This is a genomic window from Rubellimicrobium mesophilum DSM 19309 (assembly GCF_000600335.2).
GTDB classification, from domain to species: Bacteria; Pseudomonadota; Alphaproteobacteria; order Rhodobacterales; family Rhodobacteraceae; genus Rubellimicrobium; species Rubellimicrobium mesophilum.
Genome location: NZ_KK088626.1, coordinates 94,126 through 115,447, shown reverse-complemented (window position 1 = coordinate 115,447; position 21,322 = coordinate 94,126). Strand labels below are relative to the sequence as shown.

Genomic DNA, 21,322 nt, shown 5'->3' with positions numbered 1-21,322 from the left:
CAGACATGAAGACGACCTTCGTGATGGCCGGCCTCCTGGCCGGGCTCGTGGGCACGGCTGTGCTTGCGCAGACCGCGACCGCGCCGGATGCGGCCACGGCCAGGCAGGCCACAGCGCCGACCGCGACTTCGCCGGATGGCGGGCGCGGCGACGGACTCGGCCGGAGCTTCGGTCCCTTCGACCTCCTGACGGCGGACACCGATGGCGACGGCGCGGTGACGCAGGAGGAGGTCACGGCGCAGCGGCAGGCCCGCTTCGAGGCGGATGGCAACGATGGGCTCTCGGCCAAGGAGCTGCTGGCCATGGAGGATGCGATGCGCGAGGAGGCCCGCGCGGCCGCTGCGGCGCAACGCGTGGCACAGGCCGACGACGATGGCGACGGTCTCCTGCAGGTGGCGGAGATCGAGGCCCGCACGCCGCAGATCGCGCCGCTCTTCGACCGGCTCGACACCGACGGCGACGGGGCCATCTCGCAGGCCGAGCTCGACGCCGGCTTCGGCCGGGGCGGCCATCGATACGGCGGCCCTGGCCTGCGCGGCGAGCGGGCCGACGGGGCCCTGGGCGGCCTTTTCGGCGGCCAGCAGGGTTGAGCCAATGGGATCGGCCTGAATGGGTCCAGTCCCTTCCCCGAGGTCGAGGGCGTTCACCCCTAGGCGCCTGAGGAGGAGAGGCGGATCGTCCCGCAAGCGGGTGATCGCGGGGATGTGAAGGACACCAAGTCCGGGGTCCCGCGCGCGTGCTGGCCCTGCGAGCTTGGGTCCTGCCACCCTTGCCATCGACTTGGGCCGGCCCGGCGCTCCACCCCGGGCTGTCGGCGCTGGCCTTCCCCTGCGACGGAATACTAAGTCTGGTCCGTTCGAGCCGATGCTGCCTTTGCGCGCTGCCGGACATGAAAGCCACAGGAGCCCCTCGATGCCCCCCCGATTCGCCTTCGGCGCCCTGAAGCGAGCCTTCCCGTCGGAGTCCGCCCTGAGGCTCGCCGCTGTCTGCCTCCTGCTTGGCGCGGGTAGTGCCGTCGCTCAGGGCATCGGCCTAGGCGGAGGGGGACGGTCCGCCGGCGGCATGGGAGGCCAGCCGCAGGGGCCCGCCGAGGTGGGGGTCGTGACGCTCGCGACCGAGGATATCCCCTATGCCCTGACGCTCCCCGGGCGGGCCGTGGCCTACGAGGAGACCGACATCCGCCCGCGCGTGAGCGGCGTCATCGAGGAGGTGGCCTACCAGCCCGGCCAGCCGGTCGAGGCGGGGGACCTCCTGTTCCGGATCGAGGACGACAGCTATGCCGCCGCCGTCGCCGCCGCCGAGGCCACGGTAGCCGGGGCCGAGGCGAGCCTCGCCACCGCGCAGGCCACGGTGGAACGCTACCGGAGCCTCGAGGGCCAGGCGGTGACGCGGGCCGACCTGGAGACGGCCGAGGCGGCCTTCTCGCAGGCGCAGGCCTCGCTCGCCTCGGCGCAGGCGGGGCTCACCTCGGCAGAGCTCGACCTCTCGCGGACCGAGATCCACAGCCCCATCGCCGGGGTCCCCAGCGTGCCGCAGGTCTCGACGGGCGAGCTGGTGACCGCGAACCAGGCGGAGGCGCTGGCCGTGGTGACGCGGCTCGACCCGATCTACGTGGACGTGACCGAATCGAGCGCCCGCATGATGCGGGTGCGGGACCGCATCGACGAGGGGAGCCTCGCGCCCGGGGACGCGGTCGGCTTCCGGCTGGTGCAGGAGACCGGGGAGGTGCTGGAGGGCCAGGGCACGCTGGTGACGCCGGGGACCAGCGTCTCGACCACCACCGGGACGGTGGACTTCCGCATCCGGTTCGACAACCCCGACCGGCAGGTGCTGCCGGGACAGTTCCTGCGGGTCGAGGTGACCCTGGGGACCAGCGAGGGCATCGTCGTCCCGCAGCGCGCCACCAGCCGTGCCGCGAACGGGGACCTCACGGCCTATGTCGTCCGCGACGGCGTGGCGCGGCAGGTGACGCTGACGACCACCGGCACTCACGCGAACGGCTGGATCGTGACCGACGGCGTCGAGCCCGGCGACCTGCTGGTCGTGGACGGGCTCAGCAGCCTGCGCGATGGGGCGGAGGTGACGACCGTGCCCGTCGAGATCGACGAGCAGGGCGTCGTGCACGACCTCGCGCCAGAAGCGGAGCCCGCCGAGGGCCAGGCCAGCTCGGACGCGACGCCGGCGGCCGGGACCGGCGGGACGGACCAGCAGGCTGCCGCCCGCTCCGCCACCTCGCAGGAGTGACCGGGATGCCGCGCTTCTTCATCCACCGGCCGGTCTTCGCCTGGGTGCTGGCCATCGTGACGATGCTGGCCGGGGCCTATGCGCTGACCACGCTGGCCGTGTCGCAGTATCCCGACATCTCGCCCACGACGGTGCGGATCTCGGCCTCCTACTCCGGCGCCACCGCCGAAGCGGTCGAGGGCTCGGTGACGCGGGTGATCGAGGACGGCCTGACGGGGCTCGAGGGACTCCTATACATGGTGTCCTCGTCCAACGAGGGCTCCTCCAGCGTCACGCTCACCTTCGATGAGGCCGTGGATGGGGCCGAGGCGCAGAACGAGGTGCAGGCCCGCGTCCAGCAGGTCGAGGGGCGGCTTCCGGACGCGGTGCAGCGGAACGGCGTGACCGTCTCGCGCTCCTCGTCCTCGATCCTGATGGTGGGGGCGCTGGTCTCGACCGACGGGCGCTACGACACGCTTCGCCTAGGCGACATCCTGAGCACCACCGTCACCGGGGCCGTGCAGCGGACGACGGGCGTGGGCAGCATCAACGTCTTCGGCTCGGGCTACGCCATGCGGATCTGGCTCGATCCGCTGAAGCTCGTGCAGTACCAGCTCACGCCCGCCGACGTGGTCTCGGCGGTCGAGGCGCAGAACACCACCGTCTCGGTGGGCTCTCTCGGCACGCAGCCGGTGGTGCCAGGGCAGCAGTTCACCGCCACGATCACGGCGCAGAGCCAGCTTTCGACCGTCGAAGAGTTCGAAGGCATTCAGGTCAAGTCCGGCGACGACACCGGCACCGTCTACCTGGGCGACGTGGCCCGCGTGGAGATCGGCCAGGAGCGCTACGGCGGCGACTCGCGGCTGAACGGTCTGCCAGCGGCGGGCTTCGGGGTGAACCTCGCCACCGGGGCGAACGCGGTGGACACGGCGGAGGCGGTGCGGGCGACGCTCGACGGCCTCAGGGGCGCGCTGCCCGAGGGCGTGGAGATCCGCATCGCCTACGACACCTCGCCCTTCGTGGAGCTGTCCATCGAGCAGGTGGAGCACACCCTGGTCGAGGCCATCGGCCTCGTGTTCCTCGTCATCCTCGTGTTCCTGCAGAACTGGCGGGCGACGCTGATCCCGATCATTGCGGTGCCCGTGGTGCTGCTCGGCACCTTCGCGGTGCTGGCGGCGCTGGGCTACTCGATCAACACGCTGACCATGTTCGCCATGGTGCTGGCCATCGGCCTTTTGGTGGACGACGCCATCGTGGTGGTCGAGAACACCGAGCGGGTCATGGAGCAGGACGGCCTGCCGCCCGTCGAGGCCACCGAGCGGAGCATGGGCCAGATCACCGGGGCGCTGATCGGCATCGCGCTGGTGCTGTCGGCGGTGTTCCTGCCGATGGCCTTCTTCCCGGGCTCGACGGGCGTAATCTACCGGCAATTCTCGGTCACGATCATCTCGGCGATGGTGCTGTCGGCCGCCGTGGCGCTGATCCTGACCCCGGCGCTCTGCGCCTCGATGCTGAAGGCGCGGGGGCACGGGGGCAGCGTCCTGCCCGCGCGGCTCTTCAACCGGGGCTTCGAGGCGACGACGCGGGGATACGGCAGGGCCGTGCGGGGGATCGTCCGCTGGCCCCTCTTGGCGCTGCTGGTCCTCGGCGGGATCGGCTTCGGCGCGTGGCAGGTCTACGGGCGCATCGACAGCTCCTTCCTGCCCTCCGAGGATCAGGGCGTGCTGATGACGCAGATCAACCTGTCCGAGGGGTCCACGACCGCGCAGACCGCCGCCGTGGTGAAGGAGGTCGAGGACTACCTCAACTCGGAGGAGTCCGAGGCGGTGGAGTCCACCTTCGCGGCCCTGGGCTTCGGCTTCCGGGGGAACGGGCAGAACAACGCCATGCTCTTCGTGAAGCTCAAGGACTTCGAGGAGCGCGACGACCCGGAGCTCTCGGCCTCGGCGGTGGCGCAGCGGGCCAACGCGCGTTTCGCGGGGCACCGGGCGGGGCGGATCACCGTGGTGCAGCCGCCGGCGATCCAGGGGCTGGGCAACCAGCGCGGCTTCTCGATGTACCTCGTGGACCAGACTGGCGCAGGGACCGAGGCGCTGCGGGGCGCGGCCGAGCAACTCATCGCGCTGGCCGAGGGCGACGAGCGGGTCCAGAACGTGGACGTGAGCGGGACCGAGGACCGCAGCGCGCTCCGCATCGACATCGACCAGCAGAAGGCCGAGAGCTTCGGCCTCTCGGTCCCGCAGGTGAACGCCATGCTGTCGGTGATCTTCGCGGGCGAGAGCGTGAACGACTTCGTGCTGGGTTCCTCCCTCCGCCCCGTCATCGTGCAAGGCGAGGCCGCGTCGCGGATGCAGCCCGAGGACATCGAGGGGTGGTACGCGCGGAACGCGAGCGGAGAGATGGTGCCCTTCGCCTCGTTCCTGACGACTGAGTGGGCGCCGGTGCCGCCGCGCCTGTCGCGCATCGACGGGCGGCCGGCGCTGTCGGTCTCGGGCTCGGAGGCCGAGGGCCACAGCTCGGGCGAGGCGATGGACGCGATGGAGGAGCTGGTCGCCCAGGTCCCGGGCGGCTGGGGCGTGGCCTGGACGGACCTGAGCTACCAGGAGCGGCAGTCGGGGAACCAGGCGCCCTACCTCTACGCGCTGTCGGTGCTCGTGGTGTTCCTCTGCCTCGCGGCGCTCTACGAGAGCTGGGCGATCCCCTTCTCGGTGATCCTGTCGGTGCCGGTGGGGGTGATGGGGGCGCTGCTGGCGGCCTGGATCTTCGGGCAGTCGAACGACGTCTACTTCAAGGTGGGCCTGCTCGCGACCATCGGGCTGGCCGCGAAGAACGCGATCCTGATCGTGGAGTTCGCCCGCGACCTCGAACGACAGGGGCGCACTGCGCGGCAGGCGGCGGTCGAGGCGGCGCGGCTGCGGCTCAGGCCGATCCTGATGACCTCGATCGCCTTTGCCTTGGGGGTGCTGCCCCTGGCCACCGCGACGGGGGCCGGGGCGGGGGCGCAGAAGGCCATCGGCATCGGCGTCCTGGGCGGGACGCTGGCCGCGACCTTCGTCGGCATCTTCCTGGTGCCCGCGCTTTATGTGCTGGTGAGCCGAATCGCGCGGCGCCGCAGGGGGCCCTCGACGGCGGTGCCGGTGGGGGAGGAGGCAGCGGAGCCGCTGGTGCAGGCGGCGGAATGAGGGCGGGCCAGGGGTCGAGCGCCCTTCGAACCGGGGGCCGGCCACCTGGGGCCCGAACAGGCGATGGGGTTGGGTTCTGGCCTCCCACCGAGGCCCCGCTGGGGTCAGCGCATCGCGATGCGGATCAGGGCGGCCGCCGCGTATCACCCTCTGACGAGAGGTGGCGTCCCACGGACCTGGAGTGCCCTTTACGATCAGGCTGTACCTGCAACCGGATTCGTGCGGGCGACAGGCTTATCGACGCTTCACCTGGAGTCGCCGCGCTCGGACCCGGCCAAAGGAAAGGCATTGCGGGAGGCCTCGAATTAGGCGTTTCCGCCGCTGGCGGAGGGTCACTTACGTCGGTCGGCAGGCAGGCCACCCGGTCCACCATGGGACGAGCATCACTCCCTGTGATCCAGGAAGGCCGATATCCAACCCGGTCACCGGCGTTCAGTGCCGCGATGTCGACCGGAATCAGGGCAGGTCGCCGTTCTCCTTGAGCGCCGCGACCACCCGCTCGGCCATGCCCGTGCATCGAGCTCCATCGAAGGGGAACGCCGTCTCGAACCCGCCCCGCAGCCGCGCCTCGAGGGTCGCGCGCAGGAGGCGGCGGGCCCGGTAAAGCCGCGTCTTCACGGTGATCGGGTTGAGGGCGAGGTCGCGCGCGATGGCGAGGACGCTCATTCCCTCGGATTCGCGCAGAAGGAACACAAGGCGCAACTCCGGCGGCAGCTCGCCGACCGCCGCTTCGATCAGCCTGCGGAGCTGGGACCGGCCCAGCGCCGCCTCGGGCCCCTCGGTCCCTCCCCCCGGAAAGGTCAGGACCTGCCCACCGTCCATCCTATCCTCGGCCACGGTGTCGTACTCCTCTGTCGGCCGGGTCCGGCGCCGGCGCATCATGGCGGCGTTGAGGACGATGCGCGTGACCCAGGTCGAGAAGCGAGCTTCTCCCCGGAACTCGCCCAAGCGGGTGAAGGCGATGAGGTAGGCCTCCTGGAGCACCTCCTCGGCCTCCGCATCGCTGTCCAGAACACCGCGAGCCACCCGGAAGAGCCGGGGGTTGAGGCGCCGGATCAGCTCGCGCACCGCCGCCTCGTCCCGGGTCCGCGCCTGGGCGAGCAGCAACTCCTCCTGGGTCTCCCGCAGGTCCTCCGTCCGTCCGAGCGACTTCGGGATCACGTGGGCTCCTCCTCGTCGATGCGTCCCGCCGCCAGGATGGCCTCGACCGTTGGGAAGGCCATGAGCGCCATGTCGGGCAGGTCGCCCGGGTCGGCGGAGGCCTCCTCCCAGCCGGGGTCGCCCGGTTGGCCCACCACGATGCGCCCCACCATGCCCGCCATCTCGTGCGGCTGGCAGTAGTAATCGTACACCCCCGGCCGCTCCAGCGTCACCTCGAAGCTCTCGTCCGGCAGGAGGAGCCCACTGTCCCATGGCGTCGCCCCCTCGGGGATGCGGAGGGGCCGGCCGTAGAGGTCCGGGTGATAGGCCGTGGTGGTGTGGCTGTTGCCCGGGTCGCGGTTCGTCCAGCGCAGGGTGGTGCCCGGAGCGACCGCGAGGCCTTGAGGCGCGAACCAGACCCGTTCGCCCCGGGCCGAGCCGCGCATGCCGAGGACCTCGGTGCCGGCCGCCCGGACGAGGCGCGGAGCCGCGAGGGCGGCGAGGCCGCCGCCCCCCCGCGCCAGCAGGTGCCGACGGGTCCACATCACTGCGCCAGCCGGCTCTTGGCGTCGGCGTCGTGGTAGAGCACCACATGGGCGTGCGGCTGCTCGACGCCTGGGTGGCCGGCATTGTAGTAGATGTCCACGCTCGTGACCTCGGGGGCACCCACGGGCAGGTCGTCGTAGGCCGTGCCTCCCTGCAGGTCGGCGAGCGGGGTCATGTAGACCGTGGCCGAGAGCTTGCCGTCGTGGTCGTAGGCCAGGAACGGCCCGGCAGGCAGCGTCGCGGGATCGACGTAGAGCGTGCCCAGCCCCGGCAGGAACTCGGGCAGGTCCACAAGCTTGCTAACCTCCTGGTAGGGCGCGGGCGGCGGCGCCTGGGTGGGCACGGTGGCCTCCTGGGCCAGCGCAGCGGTCGCCGCGACCAAGGAGGCGGCGATGATGATCTGCTTGAGCATGGGAAACTCCCTTCAGGTGACGGGCCAGACTTCGGCCTCGCCCCCCTTGGATGCCATCGGAGGGGGAAAGGTTCGCACTCCCAGCTAGTTTTCTGGAGGGCTGGCCTTCGATGGGAACTCCTGCTGCCAAGTGACCGACCAGTGCACGATGATCTGCCGGGCCGGTGACTGACCGCCGAGGGTACGAAGACTGGGCAAGCGGCGCGGGGGGCTTGGGCAGGCGGCAGATCTCGAGGCCCGGGCGAGGGTCCGATTGGGGTGCTCTTGGGAAGGCGTGCGCGAGGGCAAGCTCTAGGTCGGAACACTGAAGCTCTGCCCGAGTTCGGGCTGCGTCGATACAACGAGACCCGGCTATGGACCCACCAGAACAGGTCCGCTCTGGCCGGCATGCCGGGCCATGGCCTTGCCACCGGCCGGAGGCAGCAGGGGCTGTCGCCTTCTTCATAGCGGCGGCGATGCGCAGGAGACCCGATCGGTGGTCGGTGTGTGGGTCGGCCCGCTTTGCCTTTGACTTCGGTCGTATCAAAGGCTAGTGGCGACGCTTGGCCTCGACGTTCCGGGGTGGCGGGCACCGGACAGCCCAGCCGCGACAGTGGGACATAGTGGCCCCCATCGGGTGCGAGCACCCCCTCTCTGGCGACGACCATGACCCATCCCGATCCGGCCGCGCCCCTGGCCGCGGCGCTGGCCGCCAAGGGCTATGCCAGCCTGACCCCCGTTCAGGAGGCCGTTCTGGCCCCCGAGGCCGCGGGGTGCGACCTCCTCGTCTCGGCCCAGACCGGGTCGGGCAAGACCGTGGCCTTCGGCCTCGCCGTCGCGCCCGAGATTCTGGGCGTGGCCGAACGCCTATCGCCCGCCGAGGCGCCCCTGGCGCTCGCCATCGCGCCCACGCGCGAGCTGGCCCTGCAGGTCGCGCGCGAGCTGGCTTGGCTCTACGGCGAGGCCGGTGCGCAGGTCGCCACCTGCGTCGGCGGCATGGACATCCGCCGGGAGCGCCTGGCGCTGGAGCGTGGCCCCCATATCGTCGTCGGCACCCCCGGCCGCCTGCGCGACCATATCGAGCGCGGCAGCCTCGATCTCTCGGCCCTCCGCGCGGCGGTGCTGGACGAGGCCGACGAGATGCTGGACCTCGGCTTCCGCGAGGACCTGGAGTTCATCCTTCGCGCCGCGCCCGAGGATCGCCGCACGCTGATGCTCTCGGCTACCGTGCCCAAGGCGATCGAGGAGCTGGCCAAGGACTTCCAGAAGGACGCGCTGCGCCTCCAGACCGTCGGCGAGGCCCGGCAGCACGCCGACATCGAGTATCGCGCCTTCAGCGTGACCGCGCGGGACCGCGAGCCCGCGATCTTCAACCTCCTTCGCTTCCACGAGGCGCGCACGGCCATCATCTTCTGCAAGACGCGGGCCAACGTGAGCCACCTGCTGGCGCGGATGGGCAATCGCGGCTTCCAGGTGGTGGCGCTGTCGGGCGAGCTGAGCCAGGCGGAGCGCACCCACGCGCTGCAGGCGCTCCGCGACGGACGGGCGCGGGTCTGCATCGCCACCGACGTGGCCGCGCGCGGCATCGACCTTCCCGGCCTCGAACTGGTGATCCACGCGGACCTGCCGACGAACTCGGAGACGCTGCTGCACCGCTCGGGCCGGACCGGGCGGGCCGGGGCCAAGGGCGTCTCGGCGCTGATCGTGACGCCTGCGGACTACAAGAAGGCCCAGCGCCTGCTCCAGGGCGCCCGGGTCACGGCCGAATGGGGCAAGGCGCCCTCGGCCGAGGAGGTCAAGGACAAGGACGACGCCCGCATCCTCGACCATGCCGCCCTGGCCTCCGCGCCGGAGGAGGAAACTGCCCTCGTGGCCGCGCTTCTCGACCGGCACGGGCCAGACCGCGTGGCCGCCGCCTTCGTGCGGCTTTGGCGCGAGGGCCGGTCCGCGCCGGAGGAGCTGTCGGACGCCGGCGCTCCCACCCGTCCGGCGCCCCGCGAGCGCGGGTCCTTCGGAGACTCGGCCTGGTTCTCCCTGCCGGTGGGTCGGTCGGGCCGGGCCGAGGCGCGCTGGCTCCTGCCCAAGATCTGCGAGGCGGGCGGCATCACCAAGGACGCGATCGGCGCGATCCGGGTGCAGCAGGACGAGACCTTCGTGCAGATCGCGGCGGCCCTGGCCTCGCGCTTTCCGGAGGGCATAGAGATCGTCCCCGGCATCGTCCTGCGACGCCTCCCCGGCGAGCCGGTGCTGGAGCGTCCCGAGCGGACCTACCGGCGGACGGGCGGTTCGCCCCCTGGCCGCCGGCCGTCGCGCGGCGCCGAGACCGAGGCTCGCCCCCCCAAGGTGCCGCAATCCGTGGCCATCATGGACGCTCCCGCCATTGACAGCGGTCCTCCTGCGCAACGGCACGAGGCAGGCAATCCGGTGGGCCGCGAGCATCCGTCCAAGAAGGTGGCCCCATGGACTACCGGCGCCACGACGCGCGACATGGACGACAGGAGTCCGGTGAAGCCAGTCAAGACTTCCGCGAAGCGTCCCAGTCCCAAGCCGAACCCAGACCGCGCTGGGAACAAGCGCCCCGTCAGGGCGAAGAAGCCTCAACGCTGATCGGCGCCGGCCGGCCGCCTTTCCGGTGCCGCCGCACCGGATGACCGGGCGCTTGCACCCTGCCTGACGAGGAATGCCACGCTCTCCTCGCCTCCCCATGCAGCGGTGCGGCTCGTCCCGCAGGGTGCTCGGCTCTGCGGCTGTCCGGGCATCACGCGGTCTCCGGCGAACGCTTGCCAGGATGTGGCCATCACCCCAGGTCGGATATCGAACTCGATCTTTCGCCTGGAGCGCCATGTCCACCAGCATCCGCCTCGGCACGGCCGGCTGGAACGTCCCAAAGGAGCACGCGACCGCCTTTCCGATGACGGGGAGTCACCTGGAGCGCTATGCGCAGGTGTTCAGTGCGGTGGAAATCAACTCGTCCTTCTATCGTCCGCATCGCCGCGTCACCTACGAGCGTTGGGCGGCTTCGGTGCCGGAAACGTTCAGGTTCGCCGTCAAGGTCCCTGGGATCATCACTCATCAGAGGCGCCTCAAGGGGGCTGGCGAGCCTCTGGAGCGCTTCTTGTCGGAGGTCAGCGGGTTGGGATGGAAGCTGGGTCCCCTCCTGTTGCAGCTCCCGCCCAGCCTCGCCTTCGAGCCGGAGGTGGCGGGCCTGTTCATGCAGGATCTGAGGCAGCGCGTGACGGGCCACGTCGCCTGCGAGCCGCGCCACCGGTCCTGGTTCACGCCCCAGGTCGAGAGCTTGCTCGAGGGGCTCCGGATCGGACGCGTGGCTGCGGATCCTGCTCCTGCTCCGAACGGCGACCGGACGGGCGGCTGGAGCGGCTTGGCCTACGTCCGTCTTCACGGGTCGCCACGGGTCTACTACTCGTCCTATAGCGACGAGGCGATCCACGCCATCATGACCCAACTTGGCCTTCGCGCGGCCGAGGGCGGCGAATGCTGGTGCGTCTTCGACAACACCGCAGCCTTTGCCGCGACCGGCAATGCGCTGACCGCACGGCGGCGGCTGCGATGATCGCCGGTAGACGACAGCGAGGTAGTCGAGGGCGGTCTTCTCCTGGCGCGTGGCGACGCGACGGCCCCCAACCTTGCAGCACCGTCCTTCCTCCCGAGCAGGACCGCGAGGTCCCGCCGCGACAGGCCGCGCAAGGGGGACTGGCAGACCCAAGAGCGTGGAACCGGACCAGGTGGCCTTCCGGCCTATACTGCCCCGTCAGGGCCGGACGTTCCCACGAGATGCTTCAGCTCCACTGGCGTCCCGGCACGAGGCACGTCCGCATTGGTTGGCGGAATCGCCTGGGCGTCGGAGCCGGTCGCGAAGATGAAGGTGACATCCTGGGCCCGCGGCACATCGGCCATGGGGCAGACCATCTCGTCCTGAAGGCTGATGTCGAAGACGGCCAGACAAGGGGCGGGTTCCATCCGCAGGAACTCTAGCGCGTCCGCGACCGTGCCCAGCGGTCCCGTCACGTCGGCCTCTTGTCGCTCCAGTTCCCCGCGTAGGTCCTCGGCCAGAAGGAGCTCGTCCTCGGTCAGGAAGACACGATGGTCCCGGACGCCGAGGGACGAGGTCATGGACTCAGGCATCGGTGCCCTCGTCCGTGGAGGAGGTCTCGCCCCGGGTGAGCGAGACGGGCAGCACGATGGTGCAGCGCACGCCCTCGGGCGTCAGCTCATAGGTCGTCTCGGCCTTGAGCTGGTAAGGCAGGGCCCTGACGATCAGTTCGCGGCCATAGCCGCTCCGGCGCAACGGGGTCACCTTGCCATCCATCTCTCCGACGCCGTCGGGCAGCGCGACGGCCACGCCGCTCTCACGCCAGTCGACGCGCAGCCGCCGCTCGCCATCCTTGCCGTCCACCACGCTCCAGGTCACGCTCAGCCGCCCGTTCGGCTGCGACAGCGCTCCATACTTGATGGCGTTGGTCGCGAGCTCATGGAGCCCCAGCGCCAGGATCTGCACCATGCTGGAGCGGAGCCGGATGCCCTTGGGCCCACTGAGCCGGACCTGATCGCCCTTGCCCTCCGCATCCACCGCGCCATGGGCGGACAGCTCGGCCTGGAGAAGCTGGTCGAAGGTGATGCGGCTGCCCTCCTCAAGGCGGGACAGAAGCCCGTTCACGCGGGCCAAGGCGTTGAGCCGGTCGCGGAATCGGCTCCCGAAGTCCTCGAGCGAGCCGCTGCTGGCGAGCGTCTTGTCGGCCAGCGAGCGCACCACGCCCATGAGATTCCTCGTGCGGTGCTGAAGCTCGGCCACGAGCACGCGCTGACGGTCCCGCAGCTCCACCTCGTCGGTCACGTCGCGGCCGATGCCGGCAATGCGATGGGCGCGCCCCTCGTCGTCCAGGAGCGGGAAGTCGGTGTCATGAATCCAGCGGACCTGCCCGTCCGACCGCAGGATCCGGAAGTCGTGGAGCACGTGCTCGCCCTCGCGCACGCGGCGCAGGTTGGCGAGCGTCCTCTCCCGATCCTCGGGCACGATGAGCTCCGCCCAGCGCCGCACATGGTTGCCGGCCAGGATGTGCTCGAGCTTGGAACCGTAGATCTCCTCGAAGGCGGGGCTGACGTATTCGAAGGCGAGCGTCTCGGCGTCGCGGACCCAGAGGACGTCCGCCGAGGCGTCTCCGAACTGTCGGAAGCGCGCCTCGCTCTCGTGCAGGGCTTGCTCCGTGGCCCGCCGTTCGGTCATGTCCTGGCCGACCTTGAGGAAGCCGGTGACCGTTCCGTCCGGCCCAACGAGCGGACGCACGACGCCGTCGATGAACACCCGCGAGCTGTTCCTGCACAAATGCCAACGCACGTCGGGCGCCTGGCCCTTCTCGCGTGCCTCACGCCGCTCCGCATCGGGCACGCCCGCCGCCCGGTCCTCCGGCGTGAAGGTGATGTCCACGGGCTGGCCGATGACCTCCTCGGCCGTCCAGCCGAAGACCTGCCGTGCGCCCGAGGGCCAGGCCACGATCCGCCCCTCGACGTCGGTGGTGAAGATGGCATAGTCCCGTGCCGCCTCGACGATGGTGCGGAAGCGCTCCTCGCTCCCACGTAGCGCGGCTTCGGCACGGGCGCGCTCCACCGCCGCCCAGGTCCTCTCGGCCGTCTCCTCGACGAGCGCCGCATCCGCTGCGGTCCAGCGGCGGGGCTCCGCGCTCACCACGCACATGGCGCAGACCAAGGCGCCGTCCTTGATCAGCGGGGTGTTCAGGAAGGCCCGAAGCCCCAGCGCTCGATAGGCCGGAAGGTCGGCCGGGTCGACCCTGGGCTCGGTCTCGACGTCATCGAAGACGACGGCCTTGCCAGCCCGCAGGAGACCGAGCGTGGCGCCATAGGAAGCGAAGGCGTGCTCGCCGACGACGCTTGGGACCTCGCCGCGGCGGAACTCCTGCTCGACGGTCGCCACCTGACGCGCCTCGTCGAGTTCGACGTAGTAGGCGCGGTCCACGTCCAGGCGTTCCCCCAGGATGCGAGCGGCGGCTCCCTGAAGGACCACCGGGTCGGCCAACGGCCTGAGCGCGTCCGATAGCTTCAACAGGAAGGCCTTGCGCTCCTCGCTCGCGCGCAGCGCGTCCTCGGCCGCCTTGAGCGCGGTGACGTCCTGGAAGATCGCCGCGACCTGGCGGCTCTCCGGGTCCTCCGGGTAGGGCTTGTAGACCTCGAAGTCATACCAGCGCCCCTCCGGGGCAGCGAACCGCCGGCCCCGCGCGGGCTCGCCCGTCCGGGCGACGCCGCCCACGATGTCGAACCAGTATCGTTCGTGGCGAGAGCCTTGCTCGGAGAGGAGCTTGCCGGTGGGATCGGTGCCGATGAGGCGCTTGGCGGCCTCGTTCACCTCGAGATGGCGCATGTCATGGGCGCGGTCGTCCTTGTCGAAGAGGATCTCCAGGAGGGAGTAGCCGGCACCCATGTGCTGCAGGACAGCCTGGTGCCGCATCTGGGCCTTCCGCAGCCGCTCCTCGGCCTCTCGGCGTGCGGTGACATCGACGAAGGTGACGACCACGCCGGCGATGAAGTTGTCGGTGGTGCGGTAGGGCAGGACGCGGACCATGTAGTGCGCGCCTGCGACGGGGTCGCCCACCTCCCGCTCGACAGGGGCCAGGGTCCTGAGCACGCGGCGGGCATCGGCCTCGATCTCGTCGTAGTGGACGCGGGCCTTGATGTGGGCGATCGGCCGGCCTTCGTCGGACTCGACGAGGTGAAAGAGGTCCGTGCTGGCCGGGGTGAAGTTCGTCACCCTCAGATTGTTGTCGAGGAACAGCGTGGCGATCTGCGTGCTTTCGAGGAAGTTCTTGAGATCGCTGTTCGCGCGGCCAAGCTCCTGGACACGGTGCGCGAGTTCGCCGTTGACGGTGATGAGCTCCTCGTTGACCGACTGGAGCTCCTCCTTGGACGTCTCGAGCTCCTCGTTGGCGCTCTGCAGCTCCTCGTTGAGCGACTGGTATTCCTCGTTGGAGGACTTCAGCTCCTCGTTGGTGCTCTCGAGCTCCTCGATGGTCGCCTGCAGGCGGTCGCGGGAGAGCTGCAGCTCCTCCTCAAGGTGGAGCACATGCTCGCTCGGGTTGCCGGCCGCGCCGGAGCTCCTGGGCTCCTGGGCCTCGGAGCGGGGGGTGGCCTCCCGGAAGAGCACCACGAAGCCCGGCGTCGTCCCCGGGGCGCGCTGGAGCGGCTCCACCACGAGATCGGCCCCGAGGCCTTGCCCGTTGATGCTGAACTCCAGCCCGTTCACCTCCACGGGGTGGCCCTCCTCGGCGGCACGGCCGAGCGCCGTGCGCAGCTCCGCCCGAAGGACCGGATGGACGAGGCTGAGGATGTTGAGCGATGCGGCACCGCCCGCTGGTGCGAGGTAGCGCCCCATGGGTCCGGAGAAGTGCAGCACCGTATAGGCGGCGTCCAGGATGACATAGGCCGGCGCGTAGCGCTCCACGATCCGCTCGGCCCAGCGGGTGAGGTCGGCGGCATCGGGCGCGACGCGAGCCGAGCTGCCCGAGGCGTCAGCCAGATTCGCCCGGGACAGCCATCGCCGGTCCACCGAGGTGAAGGGGAACTCGGGCAGGGTCCGCCTCTCCGTGTCGAGTTGGCGGAAGATGCGCGAGCGGGGCTCGGCGGCCTGGAACAGGTCGTTGTGACGCGAGGCGTTCTCGGAGTTGCCGAGGAACAGGAAGCCGCCTGGTCGCAGCGCGAAGTGGAAGAGCGGGATCACCCGCTCCTGGAGATCGGCATCGAGGTAGATGAGCAGGTTGCGGCACGAGATCAGGTCCAGTCGCGAGAAGGGCGCGTCCTTGATGAGGCTGTGCTGGGAGAAGATGCACATCTCCCGCAGCTCCTTGACGATGTGATAGGTGTCGCCCTCCTTCACGAACCAGCGCCCGAGCCGCTCCGGGCTCATCTGATCCGCGATCCGCCCGGTGTAGCGCCCGGCCCGCGCCGCCGCGAGCGCCCGGCCGTCGAGGTCGGAGGCGAAGATCTGGATTTGCGGCGGGTCCTCGATCCGCGCCCGGTGCTCGGCCAGCAGGATGGCCAGGGAGTAGGCTTCCTCGCCTGTGGAGCAGCCCGCCACCCAGACGCGCAGAGCGTCGTGCCCAGCCTTGTCCTCGAAGAGGCGGGGCACGACCTCATGCTCGAGGAGTTCCCACTCGCGCTTGTCGCGGAAGAAGTCGGTGACCCCGATCAGCAGGTCGTTGAAGAGGCTCTGCGCCTCCTCGGGCTGATTCCGTAGCGTCTCGATGTAGGTCCCAAGGTCTTCGAGCAGCAGCGCCTGCATCCGTCGCTGCACACGGCGCAGGAAGGTGCCGGGCTTGTAGCCGTGGAAATCGTGGCCGGTCCTCTGACGCAGGAGGTCGGCGATGGCCGCGAGCGCCTCGCGTACCTCGGTCGCGTCGAGGGACAGGGTCGCGGTCCCGGGCCGAGGTGCCTCGGCGATCTCGTCGATCAGGGACAGGAGATGGGAAGCGAGGGCATCGACCGGCAGAACGGCGTCGGCCAAGGCAGCGGGGCTGTCGCTGGCATCGAGGTGGCCCTCCTTGGCCTCCGGCGTCGCCTCGGCCAGCACCACGGCCCCGGCCTCCTTCATCTCCTGCGCCCCGAGAGTGCCATCCCCGTCGGTGCCGTCCAGCGCCACCATGATGCTGCGCTCGCCTTGGGCGCGGGCGAGCGAGACGAGGAAGCTGTCGATCAGCCCCTGCAAGCCCGGGATCTGCTCCGTCGGCCGTACCTGGACATGGCCGTCCTCCAGCGTCGCGATCCCACCCAGCGGAGCGAGATGGAGACGGCCGGCCTGGAGCGGCGTGCCGTCCGCGAGCTCGACCAGCTCGTGCCCGCCTGCTTGAGCCGCTTCCCTGAACTGCTCCTCGTCCAGCGCCTCGCGGTGCTGGAGCACCACGACCAAGGCGGCCTCCTCGACCGGAGGGAGGCGGCGCAGCAGCGTCTCGAGCGAGGAGATCTTCGCCGCCGCCCCCGTGATGGTCACGACGACCGGCGCGGTCTCATCGCGGTTCTGGTTCGCATCATGGGACATGGTCATCCGTCCTGAGCCGCGCTTCGAGGGCACGCCCTTCCTCCAGCTTTAGGCACCTGGGGACCGCTGCACCACCGAGGAATGCGACGCCCCGGGCGCGAGGCTACTTTGCCTCCTCCTGCCCGCCCTCGTCGCCCGAGGGCTCCGCCCGTCCCATGGACATCAGCACCGCCCGGCGGAGCGTGTCGGCATAGTGGCGGTATTCCTCCGCCCGCTCCTGATACATCTCGGCCACTGCGCGACGGCCCGTCTTGCGCCCGTCCTCGGCCATGCGCGAGACCAGCTCGGCCCGCTCCTCGATGATGCGGAGCGCCACCCGGAGGGCCTCGTCCACGGCGTTCTCCTGCTCGTAGGCCAGCACCTCGGCGGTCTTGGCGTGCCCCACCTGGCAGCGGAAGCGCAGGGGCCCGGGCTCGCGGACCTGGGACATGACCCCCCCACAGTCGGGGCAGATGAGCGCGGCAGGATCCGCGAAGCGGCGCAGGACGCCGCTATCCACCCGCTCGCCCGCCGCGATGTCCACCTCGAGCCGGATCTCGGGCGGGATCGGGACGCGCGGGCCCGCGGGCTCTCGCACGAGGTCGGAGAGCACGTCGCCGATCCGGCCGCTCGCCGCGACCAGATCCGCGGTGACGGCCTGGAGCGCCGCAAGCGGCATCGCGTCGGCGATGGCATCCTGGGGATCCTGCACGAGGGCCAGTCCTCCGCAACGCTTGATGGCCGAGAGCCCGGCCGCGCCGTCGTTGAGGAGCCCGCTCAGCAGCACACCCACCACGCGGGACCCGTAGGATACGGCTGCCGAGCGGAAGAGCGGGTCGATGGCTGGGCGCGCCATGTTCTCTCGCGGGCCACGCCCAAGCCGGATATGGCCGTCCACGAGCAGCAGATGCCGATCGGGCACGCCGAGGTAGATGTGCCCAAGCTCGATGGGCATCCCGTCCGCGGCGGGCCGGACCGGCAGGCGCCCTGCCGCCTGCGCCACCGTGGTCAGGATGCCAAGGCTGCGCGCCGGGATGTGCAGCACGATGAAGACCGCCGCCGGGAGATCGGTGGGCAGGGCGCCCAGGATGGTCTTCAAGGGCGCCGTGGCCCCCGAGGAGCCGCCGATCACGATGATGTCGCGGGTGTCCATGGCAGTTCCTCCACCCCGCAGCGGGCCATGAAGGAACCTTGCGCGGCCCGGCTTGTTCCAAGACGGCACGGCCCCGTTTCCGCGCGAGGTCCATGCTGAACATGCCTGACACGGCGGACCACGGCCGTGCTGGATCCTGCGACCGAACGGGGCCACCTCGGTCATGCCGAGGGCCGGGTTGCCGGGCAGACCCATCTTGTCGGGCACCCGCGCCGGGTCGGGCGGGACACGACGGCACGCGGTTTCTCCAACGATGCTTGGTTGAGCAATGCTACCGATGGGGAGCAGATCGAACCTGACTGGGCTAGGTCGGACGGCCGTTGACGATCTGCGTTCTCCCCGGGCCGAGCCTGAGTAAAGGCCAAGTCCGTTCCGCACCTCCAATATGCGGACGGGATGCGAACCAATCTACCTGCACCAGGGCCGCTCCAACGCCCTGATTTCCTCGTCCCTTCGGCTCGCTCCCCTCAGAGGCGAGCAACACCTTCATTGGAGGCCGGCTTCCATCGGTGGCTCGGCCCAGCGCTCGTCAAGGCTTCGGATGAGCTCTCCTTGCAAGGCGCTGGCACCAGTCCGTAGCCCGAAGGTTGGCAATCACCTACATACCGGAATGACCCGGCTCGAAGACGCGGATGCATTTGGCCGTTTTCCAAGCTCCCTATTGGCCCAGCAACTTGAACACAGCCCGAATCCCGTAAGGCTCGGCTCGATAGGCTGGCAGCGACCCGATCGCCGCTGTTGCTCCCGTTGCGGGTCCAGTTCATCGCGCGCGACAACGCGACGACCATGCTGCTCGGCGGCAGGACCCCCCCGCCGGTCGGCTCGCGAGCCGCTTCTCGACCCCAAGTATCCGGCACTTGAGCCGTCAAAGCCTGCTGCCAATCGGCGCGGCCAGCAGGGAGAGGCCCACACCTTTCGAAGGCTACTTGGTCCTTCGCCCGTGGTTCCACGTTCCTTGCCGCGTCCACTGGGGCCATGTCGGACGCCCATTTCGCCGCATAGCGGGAGAGCCCCCAAAGCCCTGCTCCGACGTGGCCGTCGGTGAACAAAGCCGGACGACCACGGACGATGTAGCCATGCGCTCGTCATGAACCGAAGGCGCCGGCCGTCATCAAACCTTGCAAGGAAGCGAGCAATGTCGCAGAGGCGTCCCGGCCACGCCCCGGCAACCCCGCTCCTCGAATCTCCTAGGCAGGGAACGGGGCTACCCGCTGCCAGTCTCATCCACCCGCGAGCGCGTCCCGGAAGAACGCCTCCGGCCCATCCACTTCCACGAGCCTGCGGCCCTGGATCTGCCAGAACCGGGTACCCACGCCGCGCACGAAGGCGCGGTCGTGCGAGACGAGGAGGCCGCTGACCTCCTGGGCGCAAAGCTCCTCCTCCAAGGCCTCCTGCCCATCGATGTCGAGGTGGTTCGTGGGCTCGTCGAGCAGGTAGAGATTGGGACGCGTGAGGCGCAGCGCCAGCATGGCGAGCCGCGCCTTCTGCCCGCCCGAGAGCGCCGAGAGATGGACCCCCTGCAGGTCGACCCCGATCCCGGCCCCGGCCAGCAGCGCCCGCGCCCTCTGGTCGCCTACGTCGAAGCGTTCCGTCACCGCAGCCCAGGGCGTCGCGAAGGCGTTGAGCTGGCCCAGCCCCTGGTCCGACCAGCCCTCGACCACCGTGGGCGCGACGCTCAGGCCTGGCACGTCGCCCTGCACCGCCCGGTGGACGAGCGCCATGAGCCGGGACTTGCCGCTGCCGTTGCGGCCCAGGAGCACGACGCGATCGCCCCTGTTGATCCAGAGCTTGCCCGTCCGGAACAGGAGCTGCCCGTCCGGCGTGGCGACGGCCACGTCGTCGAGGGCGACCAGCGCCTTGGACGGCGTGGTCCCGTTCGCAAGGCGGATCGTCCCGGCCGAGCGTTCCTGATGCGCGGGTCGTGCTGCCTCCTCAAGCCGGTCGGCTCTCTCCCGAAGCTGCTTGGTCTTGACCACGAGGAGGTCGGAGCCCGAGTTGATGCCGATGTTCCTGAGCTTGGCCGCCTGCCGCCGCAACTGAGCCGCCTGCCTCATATCGTTCTCGAAACGTCGCTCCAGGGCCTCGTCGGCCTCGGCCAGAGCAGCCCGGGCGCGTGTGTAAGGCAGGGTGAAGATCTGCGACCGTGTCTCGCGAAGGAACAGCGTCCTGGCCGTCACGGCGTCGAGGAAGGCGCGATCATGACTTGCCACCACGACGGCCGTGCCCCGCGCCACCGTCGCGAGCCAGGTCTGGAGGAACCCGATCCGCCCGAGGTCAAGGTGGTTCGTGGGCTCGTCCATCAGGAGGACGTCGGGCTCGATTACCCAGGCGCGGGCCAGGAGCGCCGTCCGCTGCCAGCCACCGCTGAGGGCGCCGAGGGGCCGGTCGCGCAGGTCCTCGGGCACTTCCAGGTCGTCCAGCACGATGTCCACGCGCCAGTCTTCGCCGTCCTGCCGCTCCGGAGGGAGGGCGCGCAGCACCGCCTCGCGCAGCGGCAGGGCGAGGGCGTCGGCAGGCACGTCCTGCTGCGCCTGCCCGACCTGCAGGCCGCGGGCGCGCGTCACCTCGCCGGAGGTCGGCTCGTGGGTTCCGGCAAGGCAGCGCAGGAGCGTGGACTTGCCCCGGCCGTTCGCGGCGGCGAGGCCGAGGCGGTCGCCCTTGGCGAGGGAGAAGGTGAGGTCGGAGAAGAGCGGCGCACCCAGGGTGACGCCGAGGTCCTTGCAGGCGATGAGGGTCATGTCGTGTCTCGGATCGGTGAGTCGGGGCCGCCGGCAAGGCGCCAGCCGCCAGATGGGCCGACCGAGAGAGGCGTGACGATGTCTCCCGGATCAGCCCTGCGAACGGTGCCGCAGGGCAGGATCAGGTCCGGGGTTGCGCTCGTGGAACGACGTCGGGCTCACGACGGCCTCTGGGGCAAAGGATGACCTGATGGGTGAGCCTAGGGATCGCGAGGCCCCGGTCAAGCCTTTCCGGGGGTCAGGACACCAGGGGTGCGACCGCCTGCTGGCGTCCGAGCCGGGTGCGCCGGACCAAGACCCACTCGACGATGGCGATGTTGATGGCCCAGCCGGCGCCCATGAGGACGTCGCGGGTGGTCGTGGAGTTTGGCATCTCGATGAGGAGGGTCCAGGGCAGGTGCGTCAGGACCTGCGTGCCTGCGCCCATGCCGAGGCCGTAGGCGCGCATCATCCAGGCCCGGTGGCGGGTGATGTCGCCGCGCCGGATGGCGGCGATGCCGAGGGTCAGGGAGGCCGTCATCCCCGTGCCGACCGCGATGCGGACGAGGTAGAGCGTGAGGCCCCGGTCCATGGGCGGCGGCGTGTAGGCCTGCGTCATCCAGAGACCGCTCAGCGCGGCGAGGAGGCCGGCGAGGACCAGCACCCGCCCCGCGATGCGGTGCCAGCGGGGATGGCTGCGACGAAGGCCGTCGGAGAACTGGAAGGCGCCGAGCAGGGCGTAGGTGGTGACCGAGACGATGTGCAGGACCACTGGGACGGGCGCGGTCACGAAGCGGGCGTTGGAGGGCGTGACCTCGGGCTGGCCGGCGAGCTCGGCAAGGCGGGCGCCGCCGGCGATCACGGGGACGAGCGCGAGCAGGATGAGGCCGGCCAGGACGAGCCACGCGGGCTTGAAGGACATGGGCATGACGG

General features: G+C 70.4%; 13 protein-coding genes. 5 read left to right on the top strand and 8 right to left on the bottom strand.

Annotated elements, in window-relative coordinates; genetic code table 11:
- Nucleotides 1-5 precede the first annotated feature (5 nt).
- The 3 genes from RUMESO_RS22070 (at nt 6) to RUMESO_RS22060 (ending at nt 5,405) form a co-directional block, all read left to right on the top strand.
- On the top strand, nt 6-590 hold the full coding sequence (locus tag RUMESO_RS22070; RefSeq protein ID WP_051521602.1) for an EF-hand domain-containing protein: 585 nt from the start codon (nt 6-8) through the stop codon (nt 588-590).
- Nucleotides 591-912: 322 nt separating this feature from the next.
- Entirely contained in the window at nt 913-2,244 is a 1,332-nt protein-coding gene (locus tag RUMESO_RS22065) for an efflux RND transporter periplasmic adaptor subunit (protein ID WP_082484527.1), read from the top strand.
- A 5-nt stretch (nt 2,245-2,249) separates the two neighbouring features.
- Entirely contained in the window at nt 2,250-5,405 is a 3,156-nt protein-coding gene (locus RUMESO_RS22060; RefSeq protein WP_082484523.1) for an efflux RND transporter permease subunit, read from the top strand.
- 456 nt (nt 5,406-5,861) lie between these two features.
- On the opposite strand, the gene RUMESO_RS22055 is transcribed toward RUMESO_RS22060, so the two are convergent.
- From RUMESO_RS22055 to RUMESO_RS22045, 3 genes are read right to left on the bottom strand one after another with little or no spacing between them, the layout of a single operon-like run.
- Complete coding sequence (locus RUMESO_RS22055) at nt 5,862-6,566, bottom strand: RNA polymerase sigma factor (protein WP_037283801.1); 705 nt, start codon at nt 6,564-6,566, stop codon at nt 5,862-5,864.
- The gene (locus tag RUMESO_RS22050) at nt 6,563-7,090 is read right to left on the bottom strand and encodes a cupredoxin domain-containing protein (protein ID WP_037283799.1); all 528 of its coding nucleotides are present in this window, start codon (nt 7,088-7,090) and stop codon (nt 6,563-6,565) included. The genes RUMESO_RS22055 and RUMESO_RS22050 overlap by 4 nt, the downstream gene beginning before the upstream one ends.
- Nucleotides 7,090-7,503, bottom strand: coding sequence for a hypothetical protein (locus tag RUMESO_RS22045; protein WP_037283797.1), 414 nt, complete (start codon nt 7,501-7,503; stop codon nt 7,090-7,092). Before RUMESO_RS22045 ends, RUMESO_RS22050 begins: the two co-directional genes overlap by 1 nt.
- A gap of 645 nt (nt 7,504-8,148) precedes the next feature.
- Between RUMESO_RS22045 and RUMESO_RS22040 the strand changes: the two genes are divergently transcribed.
- On the top strand, nt 8,149-10,089 hold the full coding sequence (locus RUMESO_RS22040) for a DEAD/DEAH box helicase (protein WP_082484519.1): 1,941 nt from the start codon (nt 8,149-8,151) through the stop codon (nt 10,087-10,089).
- Between the two features lie 235 nt (nt 10,090-10,324).
- Nucleotides 10,325-11,053, top strand: a complete 729-nt coding sequence (locus RUMESO_RS22035) for a DUF72 domain-containing protein (RefSeq protein WP_037283795.1) — start codon at nt 10,325-10,327, stop codon at nt 11,051-11,053.
- Between the two features lie 185 nt (nt 11,054-11,238).
- Here RUMESO_RS22035 and RUMESO_RS22030 read toward each other — a convergent pair whose 3' ends face one another.
- From RUMESO_RS22030 to RUMESO_RS22010, 5 genes are all read right to left on the bottom strand, one after another.
- Nucleotides 11,239-11,625: a response regulator gene (locus tag RUMESO_RS22030; protein WP_051521601.1), complete on the bottom strand. Its 387-nt coding sequence runs from the start codon at nt 11,623-11,625 to the stop codon at nt 11,239-11,241.
- Nucleotides 11,618-16,540, bottom strand: coding sequence for a CheR family methyltransferase (locus RUMESO_RS22025; protein WP_156363061.1), 4,923 nt, complete (start codon nt 16,538-16,540; stop codon nt 11,618-11,620). Before RUMESO_RS22025 ends, RUMESO_RS22030 begins: the two co-directional genes overlap by 8 nt.
- Before the next feature lie 103 nt (nt 16,541-16,643).
- The gene (locus tag RUMESO_RS22020) at nt 16,644-17,672 is read right to left on the bottom strand and encodes a chemotaxis protein CheB (RefSeq protein ID WP_037283793.1); all 1,029 of its coding nucleotides are present in this window, start codon (nt 17,670-17,672) and stop codon (nt 16,644-16,646) included.
- A 1,220-nt stretch (nt 17,673-18,892) separates the two neighbouring features.
- Nucleotides 18,893-20,410, bottom strand: coding sequence for an ABC-F family ATP-binding cassette domain-containing protein (locus RUMESO_RS22015; protein WP_037283791.1), 1,518 nt, complete (start codon nt 20,408-20,410; stop codon nt 18,893-18,895).
- A 238-nt stretch (nt 20,411-20,648) separates the two neighbouring features.
- Nucleotides 20,649-21,317 (bottom strand): DUF2306 domain-containing protein, encoded by a 669-nt coding sequence (locus tag RUMESO_RS22010; RefSeq protein WP_037283789.1) that lies wholly within the window; start codon nt 21,315-21,317, stop codon nt 20,649-20,651.
- Nucleotides 21,318-21,322 lie beyond the last annotated feature (5 nt).

Bases quoted from the DNA above. Each gene is read 5' to 3' on its own strand.
- RUMESO_RS22025 (WP_156363061.1), bottom strand. From the start codon at position 16,540: ATGTCCCATGATGCGAACCAGAACCGCGATGAGACCGCGCCGGTCGTC.
- RUMESO_RS22030 (WP_051521601.1), bottom strand. From the start codon at position 11,625: ATGCCTGAGTCCATGACCTCGTCCCTCGGCGTCCGGGACCATCGTGTC.
- RUMESO_RS22020 (WP_037283793.1), bottom strand. From the start codon at position 17,672: ATGGACACCCGCGACATCATCGTGATCGGCGGCTCCTCGGGGGCCACG.
- RUMESO_RS22035 (WP_037283795.1), top strand. From the start codon at position 10,325: ATGTCCACCAGCATCCGCCTCGGCACGGCCGGCTGGAACGTCCCAAAG.
- RUMESO_RS22050 (WP_037283799.1), bottom strand. From the start codon at position 7,090: ATGTGGACCCGTCGGCACCTGCTGGCGCGGGGGGGCGGCGGCCTCGCC.
- RUMESO_RS22015 (WP_037283791.1), bottom strand. From the start codon at position 20,410: ATGACCCTCATCGCCTGCAAGGACCTCGGCGTCACCCTGGGTGCGCCG.
- RUMESO_RS22065 (WP_082484527.1), top strand. From the start codon at position 913: ATGCCCCCCCGATTCGCCTTCGGCGCCCTGAAGCGAGCCTTCCCGTCG.
- RUMESO_RS22010 (WP_037283789.1), bottom strand. From the start codon at position 21,317: ATGCCCATGTCCTTCAAGCCCGCGTGGCTCGTCCTGGCCGGCCTCATC.
- RUMESO_RS22040 (WP_082484519.1), top strand. From the start codon at position 8,149: ATGACCCATCCCGATCCGGCCGCGCCCCTGGCCGCGGCGCTGGCCGCC.
- RUMESO_RS22060 (WP_082484523.1), top strand. From the start codon at position 2,250: ATGCCGCGCTTCTTCATCCACCGGCCGGTCTTCGCCTGGGTGCTGGCC.
- RUMESO_RS22045 (WP_037283797.1), bottom strand. From the start codon at position 7,503: ATGCTCAAGCAGATCATCATCGCCGCCTCCTTGGTCGCGGCGACCGCT.
- RUMESO_RS22070 (WP_051521602.1), top strand. From the start codon at position 6: ATGAAGACGACCTTCGTGATGGCCGGCCTCCTGGCCGGGCTCGTGGGC.